General features: G+C 66.3%; 15 protein-coding genes. 6 read left to right on the top strand and 9 right to left on the bottom strand.

All coding sequences use genetic code 11. The features are described from left to right. The first annotated feature begins 1 nt into the window (after position 1). On the top strand, positions 2–2,335 hold the full coding sequence (locus AC6BOR_RS00825) for a putative bifunctional diguanylate cyclase/phosphodiesterase (protein ID WP_498059352.1): 2,334 nt from the start codon (positions 2–4) through the stop codon (positions 2,333–2,335). A gap of 3 nt (positions 2,336–2,338) precedes the next feature. Here AC6BOR_RS00825 and ftsY read toward each other — a convergent pair whose 3' ends face one another. From ftsY to AC6BOR_RS00800, 5 genes are read right to left on the bottom strand one after another with little or no spacing between them, the layout of a single operon-like run. After that, complete coding sequence (gene ftsY, locus AC6BOR_RS00820; protein ID WP_498059351.1) at positions 2,339–3,250, bottom strand: signal recognition particle-docking protein FtsY; 912 nt, start codon at positions 3,248–3,250, stop codon at positions 2,339–2,341. Further along, positions 3,247–4,050, bottom strand: a complete 804-nt coding sequence (gene dapF, locus AC6BOR_RS00815) for a diaminopimelate epimerase (RefSeq protein WP_094473886.1) — start codon at positions 4,048–4,050, stop codon at positions 3,247–3,249. Before dapF ends, ftsY begins: the two co-directional genes overlap by 4 nt. A gap of 15 nt (positions 4,051–4,065) precedes the next feature. Further along, complete coding sequence (locus tag AC6BOR_RS00810; protein WP_498059350.1) at positions 4,066–4,899, bottom strand: PhzF family phenazine biosynthesis protein; 834 nt, start codon at positions 4,897–4,899, stop codon at positions 4,066–4,068. Continuing rightward, positions 4,899–5,486 (bottom strand): pyridoxamine 5'-phosphate oxidase, encoded by a 588-nt coding sequence (pdxH, locus tag AC6BOR_RS00805; RefSeq protein ID WP_498059349.1) that lies wholly within the window; start codon positions 5,484–5,486, stop codon positions 4,899–4,901. Before pdxH ends, AC6BOR_RS00810 begins: the two co-directional genes overlap by 1 nt. Before the next feature lie 42 nt (positions 5,487–5,528). Then, positions 5,529–5,843: a TraR/DksA family transcriptional regulator gene (locus tag AC6BOR_RS00800; RefSeq protein WP_498059348.1), complete on the bottom strand. Its 315-nt coding sequence runs from the start codon at positions 5,841–5,843 to the stop codon at positions 5,529–5,531. A 140-nt stretch (positions 5,844–5,983) separates the two neighbouring features. Here AC6BOR_RS00800 and AC6BOR_RS00795 point away from each other — a divergent pair, with 140 nt between their 5' ends. Further along, positions 5,984–6,835, top strand: coding sequence for a MipA/OmpV family protein (locus AC6BOR_RS00795; protein ID WP_498059347.1), 852 nt, complete (start codon positions 5,984–5,986; stop codon positions 6,833–6,835). Between the two features lie 9 nt (positions 6,836–6,844). Here AC6BOR_RS00795 and msrA read toward each other — a convergent pair whose 3' ends face one another. The 4 genes from msrA to AC6BOR_RS00775 form a co-directional block, all read right to left on the bottom strand. After that, complete coding sequence (gene msrA, locus AC6BOR_RS00790; protein WP_498059346.1) at positions 6,845–7,501, bottom strand: peptide-methionine (S)-S-oxide reductase MsrA; 657 nt, start codon at positions 7,499–7,501, stop codon at positions 6,845–6,847. Further along, positions 7,498–7,974: a peptide-methionine (R)-S-oxide reductase MsrB gene (gene msrB, locus AC6BOR_RS00785; RefSeq protein ID WP_498059345.1), complete on the bottom strand. Its 477-nt coding sequence runs from the start codon at positions 7,972–7,974 to the stop codon at positions 7,498–7,500. Before msrB ends, msrA begins: the two co-directional genes overlap by 4 nt. A 31-nt stretch (positions 7,975–8,005) precedes the next feature. Beyond that, positions 8,006–9,157, bottom strand: a complete 1,152-nt coding sequence (locus AC6BOR_RS00780; protein ID WP_498059344.1) for a DUF3089 domain-containing protein — start codon at positions 9,155–9,157, stop codon at positions 8,006–8,008. A 139-nt stretch (positions 9,158–9,296) separates the two neighbouring features. Beyond that, entirely contained in the window at positions 9,297–11,336 is a 2,040-nt protein-coding gene (locus AC6BOR_RS00775) for a 3-hydroxyacyl-CoA dehydrogenase NAD-binding domain-containing protein (protein ID WP_498059343.1), read from the bottom strand. Between the two features lie 97 nt (positions 11,337–11,433). Here AC6BOR_RS00775 and AC6BOR_RS00770 point away from each other — a divergent pair, with 97 nt between their 5' ends. From AC6BOR_RS00770 to AC6BOR_RS00755, 4 genes are all read left to right on the top strand, one after another. Then, positions 11,434–11,766, top strand: coding sequence for an FtsB family cell division protein (locus AC6BOR_RS00770; RefSeq protein ID WP_498059342.1), 333 nt, complete (start codon positions 11,434–11,436; stop codon positions 11,764–11,766). 110 nt (positions 11,767–11,876) lie between these two features. Continuing rightward, positions 11,877–12,935: a pyruvate dehydrogenase (acetyl-transferring) E1 component subunit alpha gene (pdhA, locus tag AC6BOR_RS00765; RefSeq protein WP_498059341.1), complete on the top strand. Its 1,059-nt coding sequence runs from the start codon at positions 11,877–11,879 to the stop codon at positions 12,933–12,935. Then, a complete protein-coding gene (locus AC6BOR_RS00760; RefSeq protein ID WP_498059340.1) occupies positions 12,935–14,269 on the top strand; it encodes a pyruvate dehydrogenase complex E1 component subunit beta in 1,335 nt (444 codons plus the stop codon). The genes pdhA and AC6BOR_RS00760 overlap by 1 nt, the downstream gene beginning before the upstream one ends. A 5-nt stretch (positions 14,270–14,274) precedes the next feature. Further along, positions 14,275–14,928: an NYN domain-containing protein gene (locus tag AC6BOR_RS00755; RefSeq protein ID WP_086116243.1), complete on the top strand. Its 654-nt coding sequence runs from the start codon at positions 14,275–14,277 to the stop codon at positions 14,926–14,928.

The following is a 14,928-nucleotide window of genomic DNA, read 5'->3' as shown; positions in this document are numbered from 1 at the left end:
AATGTCTGATCTTTTGCCAATCCCTGTTCCCGTTCAGCACCGCTGGCGCCAGCGCCTGCGCGAATGGCTGGGGCCAACCCTGCCGGTGCATCTCAAGCGGGAATTCACGCAAGAACTGGGCAAATATTTCCTGCCCTTCCTGGTTGGTGGCAGTGTTGCGACGGCGCTTGGCCTTGCCGTGTCATTTCACGTCGGCAGTTCGATTGCCATCGCGCTGGCAATTGTTGCGGTAAACGGCTTTCTGCTGGTGGTTCTGGCGTGCTGGAATGCCCGCGCGGCCCTGGCAGACGATCAGATCGACGCAATCGAGAACCGCTACACCATGGGCGTGCTGCTGGCCTCGGCCGGGTTGGGCGGCATGGTGCTGGCGGTGTTTGCTGCCAATGCGCCGATGGTGCTGCAGGCCCTGCTGGTGATGGTGGCCCTGGCGGCGCTTGGGGTTGGCAATGGCAGCGGTCCAGGCCGGCCGCTGGCCACCTTGTGCCAATCGGTGGCGCTGGGGGTGCCCACCGCGCTGGCCACCCTGCTCTATTGGCCGTCGCCGTGGAACCTCAACAGCTTCATCGGCATTGCCGTCTATGCGCTGGCCTGTGTGGTGCTGTCGCTGCGTTCCTATGCCACCCAATCACAGCTGCTGATCACGCGTGACGAGCAGCGCAACGAACGGCTCCGCATCAACACGGCACTGCAACAGCTGAACCAGCCGATGGTGCTGCTGGACGAAGAATTGTCGATCGTGCTGATCAACCAGAGCGCGCGCACATTGCTGGGCCTGCCGCCCGAAGATGGCGGACCATTGCCACGCTTTCCGGAAATGATGGCGACGGCTCCGGCCCTCGCCAGGGCATCTGGCGACAGGGATGAGTTTCTGTCGCACGCGGCGCTGCTGGTGGCGGCACGCCAGGCCTTTACCGGCGTGCTGCGGCTGGTGGACGACCGCACCATCGATCTGGAATGTATCCCGGTTCCGGGTGCCGGCTGGGTGGCCATGCTGCGCGACACCACCGGCGAGCGCAACGCCATTGCCGAGCTCAACCGGGAGCTGCGCCGCTGCCCGCTGACCGGACTGCCCAACAAGCGCGCCTTTGCCGAAGAGCTGGAGCGCCGCCTCGCGCGGGACGACCGGTTGAGCCTGTTGTTGATCGATCTGGATGGCTTCAAGCTGGTGAACGAACGCCACGGCCAGACGGTGGGTGACCGGATGATCACCCGCATCGGCTTCCGGCTGCGCACCGCCGATCCCAACCTGGTGGTGGCGCGCCTGCCGGGCGACAAGTTCGCCGTCATCCTGCCCGGCGCCAGCGTGGAACAGGCGATCAGCCTGGCCCGGTCGCTGATCGAGACCATCGATACCCCGGCGCACTTTGGCGATGCCGAAGTATCGGTCGGCGCGGCTGTGGGCATTGCCATGGCGCCGGATCATGCCATGCTGGCCGAAGGGTTGCAGCGCGCTGCCGATCTGGCCCTGCGCGATGCCAAATCGGAGCCCGGCAACCAGATCAGGCTGTATCACGACGCCCTGTCGGACAATGCCGCCCAGATGGCCAAGCGCGAGGCCCAGGTGCGCGCCGTCATCCGCAACAACCAGCTTGAGGTGGCCTATCAGCCGATGCTGGACCTGGCATCGGGCCGGGTGGTGGCGGTCGAGGCGCTGGTGCGCATGCCGGCTGGTGCCATTGATCCCGACACGCCGATCGATTCCAACCAGATGGTGGCCATTGCCGAAGCACGTGGCCTGATCAGCCAGTTGCGACGCCAGGTGTTCCGCCAGGCGGCGGCAACGGTGGCGGCGCTGCCAAGCAGCATCGGGCTGTGGGTGAATGTGTCGGTCAATGATCTGAAGTCGCCGGAGGTGGTGGACGAGATCCTGGCCGACATTGCGGCCGCCGGCATCGACCATCAGCGCATCGCCATTGAAATCACCGAAACCGCATTGATGACGGATGAAGCCGCCTCGTTGGCCAATCTGCAGCGGCTGGTCGCCATGGGATCGGGCGTGGCGATGGATGATTTCGGCTCCGGCTTCTCCTCGCTGGAGCGGCTGGGCCGGCTGCCGATCAATGCGGTCAAGATTTCGGGCAGCCTGCTCACCGGTGCCACCGCCAACCCCATGGCTGCCAGCATTTTCCGCGCCGCCGCCAGCCTGGGCCAATCGCTGGGCGTGCTGCTGGTGGCCGAAGGGGTGGAAACCGCGGCCGAACTGGAAATGGCAAGGGCAGCCGGCATTGCCCGGGCGCAGGGCTTCCTGTTGTCTCAGCCGGTGCCAGCGGCCGGTCTGAAGGCGGCGATCAAGGCCGCCGAAGCCGCCGCGGCCAACCTGGCCCGCGCTGCCTGAGGATCAGGGCGAGCCGACCAGCGCGGCGGCAAAATCCTGCGGCGTGAACGGCTGCAGATCGTCCATGGCTTCGCCTACGCCGATGGCATGGATCGGCAAGCCGAATTTCTCCGCCGCCGCCACCAGCATGCCGCCGCGTGCCGAACCATCCAGCTTGGTCATCACCAGCCCGGTGACGCCAGCCACCTGGCCAAACACCTCGATCTGATTGAGCGCATTCTGGCCCGTGGTGGCATCCAGCACCAGCAGCACATCATGCGGCGCGTCCGGATCAAGCTTGCCGATCACCCGCTTCACCTTGGCCAGTTCGTCCATCAGGCCGGTCTTGTTCTGCAGGCGGCCGGCGGTATCGATGATCAGCACATCCATGCCTTCGTCCATCGCCCGCTTCACCGCGTCAAAGGCCAGGCTGGCGGCATCGCCGCCCTGATCGCCGGCAACGATGGGCACACCCACCCGATCGGCCCAGATCTTCAACTGGGCGATGGCGGCGGCGCGGAACGTGTCGCCGGCGGCCAGCATCACCTGCTTGCCGTCTGCCTTGAACAGGCGGGCCAGCTTGGCGATGGTCGTCGTCTTGCCGCTGCCGTTCACCCCCACCACCAGGATCACCTGGGGTTTGCGGGTGATGGCCAGCGGGCGGGCCACCGGCGCCAATATCTGCGCCACCTCGTCGGCCACCACGGCGCGCACGCCATCATCATCAATGCCCTTGGCATATTTCTGATCGGCCAGCCGCTCGCGGATGCGGGCGGCGACACGAGGGCCAAGATCGGCGGCGATCAGACCTTCCTCGATGGCGTCCAGCCGTTCCTCGTCCAGCGGCAGCGTGCCGGTGGCAAGGCCGGTGATGTTGTTGGCCAGCTTCTTCGTCGATTTCGACAGGCCTTCGGTCAGGCGGCCAAACCAGCTCATGCGTAACGCTCCAGATCCACCTGGCCGGTGAAGGCCACTTGTGCCGGGCCGGCGAGCAACAGATGACCATCCGCCCGCCGGGTCACCACCAGATCGCCGCCGGGCATCGTCACCTGCACCCGGTCTGCCAGCAGGCCGCGCCGCTGCCCGGCCGCCACCGCCGCCACGGCGCCTGTGCCGCAAGCCAGCGTCGCCCCGGCACCGCGTTCCCACACCCGGAGGATGATGGCTTCGCGCGACAATATCTGCATCACGCCCACATTCACCCGTTCGGGAAACACCGGGTCATGCTCGATCACCGGGCCGATTTCGGCCAGCGGCACCGCCCAGGCATCGGGCACCACGAACACGGCATGGGGATTGCCGACCGACAGCGCCGCCGGATTGGCGAGGCCATTCCAGGCCAGGGGCAGGGCGCTTGTGTCCATCGCAAAGGCCAGCGGCACGGCCTGCCAGTCCCACTGCGGCGGGCCCATGTCCACCTCGGCCCCCTCGCTGCTGCCGATGCTTTCCAGCGCGCCGCCAGCGGTTTCGATGCGCTGATGCCCGCCCAGCAGCGTGGCGGCGGCCCGGCTGCCATTGCCGCACGCCGCCACCTCGCCGCCATCACTGTTCCAGAAGCGCAGGCGCACATCGGCGGTCGCGCTGGGCTCGATCAGGATCAGCTGGTCAAAACCGATGCCGGTGTGGCGGTTGGCGAGGCCGCGCACCTGCGCCGCGGACAGCGCCACAGGCGCCTCGCGGGCATCCAGCACCAGGAAATCATTGCCCAGGCCGTGCATCTTGATGAAGGGGCGCATCGCCATGGCGGCGGGTTAGCCGCTTATGGCCCCATCCGGCAAGTCATACTCACCGCGGATGACGGTGCGGGCGCGGCCGGCCAGCTGCACCCGGTCCCCGGCCAGCGTGCAGACCAGCCGGCCGCTGCGCGTGCTGGCCTGCAGCGCCGTAAAGCTGGCGCGCTGGAACCGCCGGGCCCAGAAGGGGGCAATCACGGCATGAGCCGAACCGGTCACCGGGTCCTCGTCCACGCCGCAGGCCGGCACGAACACCCGGCTGATCACATCGGTGGCCTCGCCGGGTGCGGTGGCGATCAGCATCAGGTCAACGCCCGGCGCCAGCGCGAGAATGGCGCGATAATCGGGGCAGAGCCCGCGCACATCATCGGGCAGATCAAACACCGCCACCAGATAATCCTCCCCGCGCGCCCAGACTTCGGCCGGGGTCGCACCCAGCGCGGCGGTGACGGCGGCGAGGCGGGCGCCGGTGACCGGCTGGGTGGCGGGCCAGGCCGGCAGGTCCAGCACCAGGCCATCCGTGCCGCGCGCCACGGTCAACAGGCCGGCCTTGCGGGTGCGCAAGCGCACCGCCGGCAGATCGGGCAGGGCGTCCAGCACGACATGGCCGCTGGCCAGCGTGGCATGGCCGCACAACGCAACCTCCAGCGCCGGCGTGAACCAGCGCAGCTCGAAATCCACATCGGCAGCAGTGGCCGGCACCAGGAAGGCGGTTTCGGACAGATTATTGTCAGCCGCGATGCCCTGCAGCACGGCATCGGGCAGCCAGCGATCCAGGAACATCACGGCGGCCGGGTTGCCGGTGAACGGGCCATCGGCAAAGGCATCCACCTGCGTGAGGCTGATGCGCATCAGGGATAGACCAGACCGTGTGTCCAGCCATCGCCCGCGCGAAGATAGGCCTCACGCTCGTGCCAGCGGCCGTCGCGGGCCTGCCAATATTCGATGCGCGCCGGCGTCACCCGCCAGCCGCTCCAGTGCGGCGGGCGCGGCACAATATCGGGAAACTGCCGGTCATAGTCCGCCAGCCGGCCTTCGAAGGTGGCACGGTCGGGCAAGGGTGCGCTCTGCAGGCTGGCCCAGGCGCCGAGCTGGCTCTCACGCGGCCGGGTGGCGAAATAGGCATCGGCTTCCGCTTCGCTCACCAGCGCTGCCGTGCCGCCGATGCGCACCTGGCGCTGCAGCGACTTCCAGTGGAAGTTCAGGTGGACACGCGGGTTGGCGGCAATCTCGCGGCCCTTCTGGCTGGTGAGATTGGTGTAGAAGACAAAGCCGCGTTCATCCCAGGCCTTGAGCAGCACGACCCGCAGACTGGGCGCACCATCGGCATCGGCGGTGGCCAGCGCCATGGCGTTGGGATCATTGGGCTCGCTGGCCTGGGCCTCGGCGAACCAGTCGGCAAAGCGGGTGAAGGGAGCGTTGTGGGGCAGGATGGTCATGCGCACGGGTTAGCCGGCCAATGGCCCCCTGTCATCCTGCCATCACGCCGCGCACTTGATGCAGCGTGTTGCCGTGGGCAGGGCGGCAAGCCGGGCCGGGGCGATATCGGCGCCGCAATTGCTGCACACGCCATAATCGCCGGCGTCGATCCGGGCCAGCGCCGCCATGATCTGCTCGGCCTCGTGGATATGGGCAACCTCCAGCCCCTCGTTGGTGGCCAACGCCTCCAGATCGCCGACCTGATCGGCGAATTTGGGGGACAGCGGCTGGATCGTTTCCTGTTCCAGCCGGGCGATTTCGGCCTGCAGTTCAGCCAGGCGGGTGCGCAGCGCGGCGGCGATCTGTTCGGTGGTCATGTTGGCTCTCCCTTCAGCCTCTATCACCGTTCATATGGGCCTTGGGCGCCGGCCTGTGCATCGTGGCGAATGCGTAGAGCGGTACATTGCTTTCCTGTAATCTTTATCCTAAAGCGCGGAGCGTTCAGGAGGCCCCCGCCATGATCCGTTGTTCCGCCATGATTGCCCTTGCCCTTATCGCCAGCCCACTCGCGGCCCAGACAGCGCCCGCCCCGCCGGCCGGGATGCGCCCGCCGGCGCCCAAGGCGTGGACATTGGGTATTGGCATTGCCCCGGTGGTCGCCCCGGCCTGGCAGGGCAGCCGCGACACGGCCCTGTCGATCTTCCCGGACGTGCGGCTGAACTACAAGGACAGCGTCTTCTTCTCGGTGCCCGATGGCCTGGGCTGGAACGCGGTGAACCAGGATGGCTGGAAGCTGGGCCCGCTGGCCAAGCTGCGCTTTGGCCGGCGCGAATCAACCGGCGGCTCGCCGTTCCTGGTCAGCGGTGGCTCGACGGCGTTGCGCGGCATGGGCGATGTTGATCTGGCTGGCGAATTCGGCGGCTTTGCCCAGAAAAGCCTGGTTGGCGGCAAGCTGCGCCTGCGGGCCGAGCTGCGCCAGGGTGCCGGCGGCCATGATGGTGTGGTGGCCGATACCAGCATCGGCTGGAACGACCGCAAGCGCGATGGCAGCCTGTTGTGGGGCATCACGGCCCGCGCCACCTGGGCCGACAGCGATTACACCAATGTCTATTTCGGCGTGAACCCGTTCCAGGCCCGCGGCACCGGCCTGCTGGTCAGCCGCACCGGCAGCGGCCTGGTCAGCGCCGGGGTGAGCGGCAATCTGATCAAGCCGCTGGGCCGATATGGCAAGCACGGCATCATCACATTGTTCACTAGCTATGACCGGCTGGGTGATGTGGTGGCGGACTCCAGCCTGATCCGCCAGCGCGGCCAGCGCGACCAGATCGCGGTCGGTCTCAGCTATGGCTATCGCTTCACCTGGAACTGAGCCGCCGCCTCAGGCCGCCGGCCTGTCGTTCCACAGCGCCGGGAACAGCCGCTTGAACCCCTCCACCTTGGGGATATCGTTCCAGACGATATAGGGCTGCGTCGGGTGGGCGCGCAGATAATTCTGGTGATACGCCTCCGCCGCATAGAAGGGCTTGGCGCCTTCGAAGCTGGTGACGATCTTCGGCTTCCAGGTGCCGGCCTTTTCCAGCTGGGCAACATAGGCGCGGGCGATCCGCTCCTGCTCGGGGCTGCGCGGGAACAGGGCGGTGCGATATTGCGGGCCTTCATCCGGCCCCTGGCGGTTCAGCTGGGTGGGATCATGCGCCACCGAAAAGAACACCCGCAGCAGCGTGCCGTATGACACCACGGCCGGATCATAGGTGACCTCCACTGCCTCGGCATGGCCGGTGAGGCCGGAGCCGACGACCTGATAGACTGCCGTTGCCCGTGCACCGCCGGCATAACCCGAGACGGACGCGGTGACGCCCTTCACCCGTTCAAACACCGCCTCCACACCCCAGAAGCAGCCGCCGGCAAACACCGCCTTCTGCAGGCCGCCCTTGGCCAGCGGCGCATCCACGGCCGGCGCCGGGGCCAGCACCATGCGTTCGGCCGCCACCGCCGGGGCGGCCAGCAGCGCCAGGGCGATCAACAGCGGCTTCATGCGGCTTTCCCCGGAACAAAGCTGAGCGACAGGCCATTGATGCAATAGCGCAGGCCCGTGGGCTTTGGCCCATCATCGAACACATGGCCCTGGTGCCCGCCGCAGCGGCTGCAGTGCACTTCGGTGCGGACCATGAAATAGCTGGTGTCGCGGGTGGTGCCGATGGCGGCCTGGTTGATCGGCTGCCAGAAGCTCGGCCAGCCGGTGCCGCTGTCAAACTTGTGGGCCGAACTGAACAGCGGCAGCGCGCAGCCGCGGCAGACAAAGGTGCCGCTGCGATGCTCCTTGTTGAGCGGGGAGGTGAACGGCCGTTCCGTCGCCTCCTCGCGCAGCACGGCATAGGCATCGGCGCCAAGCCGGCGCTTCCACTCTTCCGGCGTGAAGCTGACGGCGAAGCGCCCGCCCTTGGCAAGCGCGGCGGTGGCAAAGGGCAGGGCGGAGACCAGCCCCAGAAGCGTGCGTCGATCCATCATGCCACCATATACGCACGGGCGATGTGAACCGTTACTTGCGGTTTTGCCGCAGCCAGGTCGCCCCCTGATTTTGCGCCAACGCCACCAGATCCTCCATCACCACCTGCATATCGATCAGGTGCAGGCCCCAGGCGGCGATGATCTGGCCGCCGATCATCACGTCGCCGTTGATCGTATCGGTGCGCGGATCGGCCGGATCGGCGTTGATGCCGATGGACAGGACATTGGCATTGTCCCGCGCCATGCACTCGCCGGTGAGCAGGCCGGGCAGCGCCACGAACGGGGTGTAGATGTTGCGGCCCTTGGCCCATTTCGGCACCGGCGTGCCATTGTCGACAATGCCGGTGCGGTTGACCATCAACGGCCGCAGCGTGGCCCGCCCGCCGGCAAGGGCAGCCGGATTGGTGCAGGCCACCGTCATGCCAGCCGGTGCAGATGCGGGCGGGCGGCCAAACAGGCTGGCCGGCGGCACCGCCATCGTGTCGCGGAAGCTGACCCACGCGAGCGCACAGCCGGTCTGATCGGCGGACCGGCACAGCGGGGTGGATTTGAAATCGCCGCCGACATCGGCGCCCTGCGGCACCAGCACATTGGTGCCGGCCAGATAGGCGGCAATCATCTGCCGGGCCACCGGCTTGCCCTCGATTTCGTTGGCGATCAGCGCCTTCAAGACGCCGCTGCCCTGGCTGTGACCGATCAGGACGACGCCGCGCCCCTTGTTGTCGTGCTTGAGATAATCGTCCCACGCCGCCTTCACATCGGCATAGGCCATGGCCCGGTCACCGCCGTCGCCCTTGCCCATCAACCGGTCGCGCAGCGCCGCCAGTGTGACCTGGCGATAGAGCGGCGCAAACACGCGGCAGGCCTGGCGGAACGGCGCCGCCTGGGCCAGCGCGACATTGTTTTCGGCCGGATCGGCGACCATGTCGCTGTTGGGACCCGGATCGGTCGACACGGTGGGATAGACGTAGAAACAATCGATCTTCGGCTTCTTGGCCGCCGGCAGCATGTCGAGGGTGACGACGGCATCAGCGGCGACGCGGCTGACACTGGCATCGCCGCTGCACGGATCGGCGGCACCGGGACGGCACAGCCAGCTTTCCGGCTTGCGGTAATCCGGCGCTTCGGCGGCGACGACCGGGGCGGCGAGCAGGGCGAGGAGGGGAAGGAGGGGGAGTTTCATCGTTTCGTCCTTTTGATGGCCCCTCCGTCGCCTTCGGCGCCACCTCCCCATTCAAAGAATGGGGAGGACCTTGAAGCACGAATCCTCCCCAAACTTGTTTGGGGAGGTGGCGCCGCAGGCGACGGAGGGGCCTTTGGCCTTACTTCCACCCATCCTTCAACACCGGCGACACCTCTTCGCCCATCTGCTCCAGCACGGCGATGATGCGCTCCCGGCCCACGTCTTTCTCGGCCCAGAACATCGGGCCACCGCGATAGACCGGCCAGCCATAGCCGTTGATCCAGACGATATCGATGTCGCTGGCGCGCTGGGCCTTGCCTTCGGCGAGGATGCGGGCGCCTTCGTTCACCATCGGGAACAGGCAGCGTTCGAGGATTTCCTGATCGTCGATGGTGCGGCGGTTGATGCCCTTTTCGGCGGCATAGGCATCGATGATGGCGAGCGCCTCCGGATTGGGCGTGCGGTTGCGCTGCTCGTCATAGACGTAGAAGCCCTTGCCGTTCTTCTGGCCGCGCAAGCCGGCTTCACAGAGGCGGTCGCGCACGGTTTCGCCCTTCGACGTTTCCGCATTCCAGCCAATGTCAAGGCCGGCGAGATCGCTCATCTGGAACGGGCCCATCGGGAAGCCGAAATCGGTGAGCACGCGGTCGATATCGGCCGGCGCGGCGCCCTCCAGCATCAGCGCATTGGCCTGTTGCTGGCGGCGGGCCAGCATGCGGTTGCCGATGAAACCATGGCAAACGCCGGCGACAACCGCGATCTTGCCGGTGGCCTTGCCGATGGCCATGGCGGTGGCGAGGACTCCGGCGTCGGTCTTGGCACCGCGCACCACTTCCAGCAGGCGCATCACATTGGCCGGCGAGAAATAATGCATGCCGAGCACATATTCCGGGCGGCTGGTGGCCGACGCAATCTCATCCACATCCAGATAGGAGGTATTGCTGGCCAGGATGGCGCCAGGCTTGGCGATCTTGTCGAGCTTGCCGAAAATATCCTTCTTGATGGCCATATTCTCGAACACGGCCTCGATGATCAGGTCGCAATCGGCGAGGTCTTCCAGGTTCAGTGACGGGGTGAGGCGGCCCATGCGCGCTTCCACCTCGCTCTGCGGGAAGCGGCCCTTGTCGGCGCTGTTCTGGTAATTCTTGCGGATGATGCCGACACCGCGGGTCAGCGCCTCTTCCTTCATCTCGACGATGGTGACGGGGATGCCGACACTGAGGAAGTTCATCGAAATGCCGCCGCCCATGGTGCCGGCGCCGATCACGCCGACCTTCTTCACCGGCAGCGGCTGCACGTCGGCCGGCAGGCCATCGATCTTGGCGGCGGCGCGTTCGGCGAAGAAGACATGGCGCTGGGCAGCCGATTGCAGGCCGGTCATCAGCTTCATGAACTCGGTGCGCTCGACCTTCAGGCCTTCGTCAAAGGGCAGGGCGACCGCGGCTTCGATGCACTTGATATTGGCTTCCGGCGCTTCGAAGCCCTTGAAGGCCTTGGCGTTCCTGGCCCGGAACTCGGCGAAGAAGGGGGCCAGGCTGGCGGCATCGCCGCCCAGCAGCGAAGCATCATCGCGCACCTTCTTCAGCGGGCGCTGTTCCGCCACGACGCGGCGGGCAAAGGCGATGGCGCCGGCGGTCAGGTCACCCTCCACCACCTCATCGACCAGCCCGGTGGCCAGCGCGTCCTTCGCGCCCATCTGGGCGCCGCTGGTCACCATTTCGGTGGCCTTTTTCGCGCCAACGATGCGCGGCAGGCGCTGGGTGCCGCCGGCGCCGGGCAGCAGGCCAAGCTTCACCTCCGGCAGGCCGAACTTGGCCTTGGCATCGCTCACCCGGTAATGCGCGCACAGCGCCACTTCGAGGCCGCCGCCCAGCGCGGTGCCGTGGATGGCAGCGATCACCGGCACCGGGGCCGATTCCATCGCATCCTGCACCGCCGGCAGGGACGCGCCACGCGGCGGCTTGCCGAATTCGCTGATGTCGGCCCCGGCGATGAAGGTGCGCCCGGCGCACACCAGCACGGCGGCCTTCACGCCGGCATCGGCGGCAATCGCGGCAAAGGCACCGGCAAGGCCATCGCGCACGTCGGCAGACAGCGCGTTGACCGGCGGCGAATTGACCGTGACGACGGCGATCTCGCCATCCTTCGAAAGATCGACAACCTGGTTGATCGCGGCCATGACACTCCCCTTTGATGTGAATTTGCCGGCAGGCTAGCAGCAGTTTGGTGACATTGCAGCCTTGTGGATAGGCCAGTGTTTGCATAAAGTTCGCGTCATGGCCGTGAAGCTCAGCCTGAAAGAGATGCTCGTGCGTTCCGCGCTGCCGGTGGGCTGCGTGGTGGTGGCCGGCTATTTCACCTGGCACGCGGTGTCGGGGCCGACCGGCTTTGCCGCCTGGCACGATTATCAGGCGCAGCGTGCCAAACTGGAACAGGCGGTGCAGAGCAGCCATGAACAGCGCGCGGCGCTGCAGCAGCGGCTGGTGTTGCTGGATCCGCGCCATGTCGATCCCGATCTGGCCGATGAACTGGTGCGCAAGAACCTGGACATGGTGCGGCCCGATGAGGTGATCGTGCCGCTGCCGCCGGAACCTGCCGCGGCCAATTGAAATCCCGACCGAATGTGGCTGCCGGTAACCGTTGAGGTTCACGGGCCGAATTGTGCGCTTGTGGGCGGCGCCTGCGACATTTTATACCGGGGCGTCCTCAAGGGAGAAGGGTGACCATCTTGGCACGCAGCACAGGCCGCAAGGCCGCATCCGCACCGGCCGTTCCCAATTGGCCGCGCCCTGACGAACCGGAACGGTTCGTCGCCAACAAAGAGCAGCTGCTCGACATGTATCGCCAGATGGTGCTGATCCGCCGCTTTGAGGAGCGGGCGGGCCAGCTTTATGGCATGGGCCAGATCGGCGGTTTCTGCCACCTCTATATCGGCCAGGAGGCTGTGGTGGTGGGCATGCAGGCCGAACTGGTGCGCGGCGACAGCATCATCACCGGGTATCGCGACCATGGCCATATGCTGGCCTGTGGCATCGATGCCAAGGCGGTGATGGCGGAATTGACCGGTCGCGCCGCCGGCATCAGCCGCGGCAAGGGCGGCTCGATGCACATGTTCTCCGTCGAGCATGGCTTTTTCGGCGGCCATGGCATTGTGGCCGCCCAGGTGCCGCTGGGCGCCGGGCTGGGCTTTGCCCACAAATACAAGAATGATGGCCATATCGCCGTGACCTATTTCGGCGATGGCGCCGCCAACCAGGGCCAGGTTTACGAGGCCTTCAACATGGCCGAGCTGTGGAAGCTGCCGGTGATCTTCGTCATCGAGAACAATCAATATGCCATGGGCACATCGGTGAACCGCGCCAGTTCCGAAGACCAGCTCTATCGCCGGGGCGAAAGCTTCCGCGTGCCTGGCCTGCAGGTGGACGGCATGGACGTGCTGGCGGTGCGCGGCGCGGCGAAAACGGCCATCGACTGGGTGCGCGCTGGCAACGGGCCGCTGCTGATGGAAATGAAGACCTATCGCTATCGCGGCCATTCGATGAGCGACCCGGCCAAATATCGCAGCCGCGAGGAAGTGCAGGCGATGCGCGAGAAGAGTGACCCGATCGAAGGGTTGAAGAAGGAAATCCTGGACGGCGGCTTTGCCGATGAAGCGGCCTTGAAGGCCATCGACCGGGCGGTGCGTGACGAGGTGGCCGAAAGCGCCGATTTCGCGCTGGAAGCTCCCGAACCCGCCCTGTCCGAACTCCACACCGACGTGCTGCTGGGAACCTACTGATGCCGCAGATTCTCCTTCCCGCCATGTCGCCCACCATGGAAGAGGGCACGCTGGCCAAATGGCTGGTGGCCGTGGGCGATGTGGTGAAGCCCGGCGACGTGATTGCCGAGATTGAAACCGACAAGGCGACCATGGAACTGGAAGCCGATGATGGCGGCACCGTCACCGCGCTGCTGGTGGCGGCCGGCAGCGACGGGGTGAAGGTGGGCACGCCGATCATCGTGATCGCCGGCGAGGATGAAGCAGCTCCGCCCGCGCCTGCACCCGCGCCTGAAGTTGCTCCGGCGGCCGTTGCAGTGGCAGCGCCGGCCCCGGCTCAGGTGGCGGTGACTGCGCCCGAAACCGCCAGCGGCCCGACGCGCCGCCAGACGGTGCGCGAGGCGCTGCGCGATGCCATGGCGGAGGAAATGCGCGCCGATGGCGCCGTGTTCGTGATGGGCGAGGAGGTCGCCGAATATCAGGGCGCCTACAAGGTGACGCAGGGCTTGCTCGATGAATTCGGCCCCGCCCGCGTGATCGACACGCCGATCACCGAATATGGCTTTGCCGGTTTGGGCACGGGCGCGGCGATGGGCGGGCTGAAGCCGATCGTCGAGTTCATGACCTTCAACTTCGCCATGCAGGCCATCGATCACATCATCAATTCGGCCGCCAAGACGCTTTACATGTCGGGCGGTCAGATGCGCTGCCCGATCGTGTTCCGTGGCCCCAATGGCGCCGCCAGCCGCGTGGCGGCCCAGCACAGCCAGAATTATGGCCCCTGGTATGCCAGCGTGCCCGGCCTGGTGGTGATCGCGCCTTATGATGCCGCCGATGCCAAGGGCCTGATGAAGGCGGCCATCCGCAGCCCCGATCCGGTGGTGTTCCTGGAGAATGAGCTGCTCTACGGCCAGAGCTTTGACGTGCCGGAGGGTGAGCATGTCGTACCGATCGGCAAGGCCCGCATCATGCGCGCCGGCCACCATGTCACGCTGGTCAGCTATTCGATTGGCGTCGGCGTGGCGTTGCAGGCGGCGGCCACATTGGCGGCTGAAGGCATCGAGGCCGAGGTCATCGATCTCAGGACCCTGCGCCCGCTCGACAAGGCGACCGTGCTGGCATCCTTGAAGAAGACCAACCGGCTGGTGGTGGTGGAGGAGGGCTGGCCCACCTGTTCCATCGCGTCGGAAATCATGGCCATCTGCATGGAAGACGGGTTTGACGATCTGGATGCGCCGGTGCTGCGCGTCACCAATGTCGACGTGCCGCTGCCCTATGCCGCCAATCTGGAAAAGGCCGCGCTGGTGAAGGCTGATGATGTCGTCATCGCCGCGCACCGTGTGTGTTACCGGTGAAGCATATGCAAACCCGCATCGCCGTGATGATCGACGGCAGCTATTTCAACCGCGTGTCGAACTTCTACAAGTTTGAACATAACGCCGCGCGGCGGCTATCGCTGTCGGGCCTGATGGACTTCATCCGCGTCGCCACCGCCGACATGGAGGATGTGTCGCGCAGCCGGGCGCGCGTGGTGGAGGCGCATTATTTCCGCGGCCGTTACACCGTGCGCGATCTGGAAGACCGGGCCCGCAGCGCCAATTTCGTCGAGGAATCGCTGCGCAACGACCGCGTGTTTGATCAGATCCTCGCTGCCAGCAACATCACGCCGCACTTCACCCGCATCGACACCAACAGCGAGCCGCCCAAGGAACAGGGCATCGATGTCTGGCTGGCGCTGGAGGCGTTCGATCTGGCCGTGTCTGACCGCTGCGACGTGGTGGCGCTGGTGGCCGGCGATGGCGATTTCGTGCCGCTGGTGAAGAAGATCAACGCCATCGGCAAGCGGGCCCTGGTCGTCGCCTGGGGCATGAAATCCGAACAGGGCGCCGAAGTGCGCTATTCCGGCGCGCTGGCCGGTGCCGCCGCCTATTTCCTCGACATGGCCGACCTGATCGACAACCCGGACGACGACGAACAGCGCGCCCTGGTTGATCAGCTTTTTGTGGACAATTGA

The sequence above is a fragment of the Sandarakinorhabdus sp. FBCC-B8862 genome, from assembly GCF_059745315.1.
The sequence above is the reverse complement of the archived record's forward strand: the minus strand, read 5'-3'. Positions and strand labels throughout refer to the sequence as shown.

Excerpts from the sequence above, each read along its gene's own strand:
- AC6BOR_RS00825 (WP_498059352.1), top strand. The coding sequence starts at position 2 with ATGTCTGATCTTTTGCCAATCCCTGTTCCCGTTCAGCACCGCTGGCGC.
- ftsY (WP_498059351.1), bottom strand. The coding sequence starts at position 3,250 with ATGAGCTGGTTTGGCCGCCTGACCGAAGGCCTGTCGAAATCGACGAAG.
- dapF (WP_094473886.1), bottom strand. The coding sequence starts at position 4,050 with ATGCGCCCCTTCATCAAGATGCACGGCCTGGGCAATGATTTCCTGGTG.
- AC6BOR_RS00810 (WP_498059350.1), bottom strand. The coding sequence starts at position 4,899 with ATGCGCATCAGCCTCACGCAGGTGGATGCCTTTGCCGATGGCCCGTTC.
- pdxH (WP_498059349.1), bottom strand. The coding sequence starts at position 5,486 with ATGACCATCCTGCCCCACAACGCTCCCTTCACCCGCTTTGCCGACTGG.
- AC6BOR_RS00800 (WP_498059348.1), bottom strand. The coding sequence starts at position 5,843 with ATGACCACCGAACAGATCGCCGCCGCGCTGCGCACCCGCCTGGCTGAA.
- AC6BOR_RS00795 (WP_498059347.1), top strand. The coding sequence starts at position 5,984 with ATGATCCGTTGTTCCGCCATGATTGCCCTTGCCCTTATCGCCAGCCCA.
- msrA (WP_498059346.1), bottom strand. The coding sequence starts at position 7,501 with ATGAAGCCGCTGTTGATCGCCCTGGCGCTGCTGGCCGCCCCGGCGGTG.
- msrB (WP_498059345.1), bottom strand. The coding sequence starts at position 7,974 with ATGATGGATCGACGCACGCTTCTGGGGCTGGTCTCCGCCCTGCCCTTT.
- AC6BOR_RS00780 (WP_498059344.1), bottom strand. The coding sequence starts at position 9,157 with ATGAAACTCCCCCTCCTTCCCCTCCTCGCCCTGCTCGCCGCCCCGGTC.
- AC6BOR_RS00775 (WP_498059343.1), bottom strand. The coding sequence starts at position 11,336 with ATGGCCGCGATCAACCAGGTTGTCGATCTTTCGAAGGATGGCGAGATC.
- AC6BOR_RS00770 (WP_498059342.1), top strand. The coding sequence starts at position 11,434 with ATGGCCGTGAAGCTCAGCCTGAAAGAGATGCTCGTGCGTTCCGCGCTG.
- AC6BOR_RS00760 (WP_498059340.1), top strand. The coding sequence starts at position 12,935 with ATGCCGCAGATTCTCCTTCCCGCCATGTCGCCCACCATGGAAGAGGGC.
- AC6BOR_RS00755 (WP_086116243.1), top strand. The coding sequence starts at position 14,275 with ATGCAAACCCGCATCGCCGTGATGATCGACGGCAGCTATTTCAACCGC.